Raw genomic sequence first — 2,621 nt, 5'->3', positions numbered from 1 at the left:
TGACCGCGATGGAGTCGATGCCCTCGGAGCGGATCGAGGGCAGGTAGAGGCCCGAGTCGATGAAGCGGCGGTTGGGGACGCTCCAGCTGTAGTCGCGTCTGACGGCGTCGGTCATGTAGCGGCGCAGCAGCGTGCGCCAGTCGAGGGCGCTGGCGTGGGCGTTCCGGACGGTCTCCTCGACGCCGCCCGGCGCCTTGCTCTCGGCCTTGGCGATGCTGAGGGCTTGGTGCATGGCCTCGTCCCAAGCCTGCTCCTCGGCGGCGGTGTCCACGGACGCCTGGGAGGAAGCGGACTCCTGGCCCGCGCGGGAGGCAGCGTCCATGACCTCTCCGGTGCCGGCGGGGTCGTGGCTCGGCGGCGCGGCGGAGGCGCCGTCCTCACCCTGGCCGTTCCCGTCACAGTCGTTGTCCTGGTCGGCCGGACCGCCGGACTCATCGCCGTCGCCGCCGGGAGGCGGCTGGGTGGCCGCGCCGGCTTCCGCGCCGCCGGTATCCTGGGAGGCGCTGCCGTCGTCACCGGTATCGTCGCGCCGGGGTTCGGGCAGGCGGTCGTATGCCTGTTCGACACTGAGGTCCTCCCAGGCCTCGGCTTCGGGCGGGAGCGTGAAGCCGGCGTCGCGGAGCAAGTCGTGGGTGACCAGTTGCGAGGCCGTCTGCCACCGTTCCGGGTCCCGCTCTCCCCTGCGGGTATGGTGTTTGAGCGCGCACGCCATCACCACCCGCGCCATGGCGGTCTCGATCAGGTGCGCATCGGTCTCCGCCACCCAGCCGGGCGAGTAGCGGATCTCGTGTCCGTCGCTCGCAAGCGTCTTCCGTGTCGGATCGGCGCGGAGCGGGAGCCTCAGGACCAGGCTCCCGAAGAAAGGCTGCTTCTGCAGGAGCCCGGTCACGCAGTCGCTCATGCGGATTGCGGATTCCCGGAGCGCGCCGGGTGACATCACGCCACCTCGCGGGCCGCTTCGGGTTGCGGCGCCGGGAAGTATCCCGTGAACTGCTCCATGAGGCCGTCGGCGTCGCGCTTCACCTGCGCCCGGACCACGGGGTTGAAGCTCCCGGACGGACGCAGCCAGTCCGGCTCCACGCCCGCGATCCTCTCCTTCACCTGCTCGCAGAGACCGGCCAGCCTGTGGTCGCCGAAGATGTTGAGGCGGGGGACCACGTCCACCAGATCCCGGATGTTGGAGATCATGGTGTCCCGGAACACCAGCGGCTTGCCGTCGTCGTCCTCGGTCAAACGCTCCGAGACCCGCTCGACCGCTTCGGCCAACCTCTGGTAGAGGTCGCCCACGGCGTCGTGGAGCTGCTCCTCGATGTGAAGCTCGATGTCGCGCTTCACCCGCTTGGTGTCGTCCGAGGCGAGCCTGGCGATGAAGTGGTCCGCGTCCGGCACCGGCGTGATGCGGTAGCGGATGGAGAACCTGTCCCGGAGGTCCTCCTTCGACGGATACTCCCCGATCCGGAAGAGCTTGCCCAGGTCGATCCGGGCCTGCTCCACGTAGTCGTCGTAGTCCTCGATGAAGCGCGCCCGCTCGCGCACCAGGCGCTCCCGGAGTCCCTCCATGACTTGGGTGTAGTGTTCGTAGTTGGCGACGGTGAGGAGCCGGGAACCCTTGTCGTCCCACGGCAAGCTATTCGCGTAATGACGGGTCCTGGCCTCGTTCATGGCGGCGTTCAGCGGGGCCAGCGCAGCCTTGGGTAAAAGTCGCTTGTTGTACCGCCCCACGCTTGTGCGGGCGTCATGGTGGGCGGCGACGTGATCGCTCGCCTCGCGGTCGTAGAGCCGGCCGGACCAGGCGCTGATGCGCAGCCCGACCAACATGGCATCGCGGTTCAAGTCCATGATGCGTTCCTCCTTCAGGACTACCTGAGGGTCCACAGCGGGACCTGGATTGCGGCGGCCAGCTTGCGCCTGGCCGCCTCGCGGCTGCGCGCCCGCACGGCGTACTGGCGCGACGGGGCACAGCCCGCGGGGTGGTGTGTGATACGCCAGTGCATGGCCTCCTCCCTCACCGCGTCCTGGCCGCGGCCCAGCGGATGAAGGCGGGTGAGCGCTGGAGCGCCGGGTCGCGGCGCACGCACGCCCCGACCAGCGATTCTCCCACCTCCCGCCGGAGCCGCTGCGCGAAAGTGACGATGGCGTCCATCGACACGTCGCTCGCGAGCCGGTACAGCGAGCCGCAGAGCGCCATCAGCGCGCTGGCGTTCTCCGGGATCGCCGCGTTTCCGGGGTCGGAGAGGACCGCCCTGGGGTGGGGCAGCTCGCGCCACACCTTCAGGAACGCCGAGAACTCCACCGCGGCCGCCTCGCCCACGGTCCCCCGGAAGAGCGCCCGCTCGACCGCCGGATCGAGGCCGTTCCGGTGCTTCAGGATGTTTGAGGTGAACTCCCATGTCCTCGGACACGCGTAGGCGCGTTCCCTGGACTGGGGGTCGAACTGGTGCAGGAGGTCCGGCTTGTATGTGACAAAATAAAGTACTTCAGCCGCGATGCCGTTGGCCGCGCCCCAGCTGAGCCAGTCCTCCGCGTCGACACGGATATCGAGGTGAACGAATCGCGAGGCCAGGGGCGTCGGCATGCGGTGGACGACGCCGCGGTCGGTCTCCCGGTTGCCGCAGGCGATG

At 69.4% G+C, this 2,621-nt stretch carries 4 protein-coding genes; all 4 read right to left on the bottom strand.

Annotation, left to right across the window (positions count from 1 at the left end):
• Positions 1-901: hypothetical protein (locus tag OXF11_00520; GenBank protein ID MCY4485591.1), on the bottom strand; the 901-nt coding region annotated here is incomplete at its 3' end.
• A gap of 35 nt (positions 902-936) precedes the next feature.
• Positions 937-1,839 carry a hypothetical protein gene (locus OXF11_00515; GenBank protein MCY4485590.1) on the bottom strand — a complete coding sequence of 301 codons (903 nt, stop codon included), beginning with the start codon at positions 1,837-1,839 and terminating at the stop codon, positions 937-939.
• Between the two features lie 20 nt (positions 1,840-1,859).
• Positions 1,860-1,994 (bottom strand): hypothetical protein, encoded by a 135-nt coding sequence (locus OXF11_00510; GenBank protein MCY4485589.1) that lies wholly within the window; start codon positions 1,992-1,994, stop codon positions 1,860-1,862.
• An 11-nt stretch (positions 1,995-2,005) separates the two neighbouring features.
• Positions 2,006-2,621 (bottom strand): MoxR family ATPase (locus OXF11_00505; protein MCY4485588.1); only part of this gene is annotated, 616 nt, incomplete at its 5' end.

The organism is Deltaproteobacteria bacterium (genome assembly GCA_026712905.1).
Lineage (GTDB): Bacteria > Desulfobacterota > Binatia > UBA9968 > JAJDTQ01 > JAJDTQ01.
This window is presented reverse-complemented; position numbering and strand designations above follow the sequence as displayed.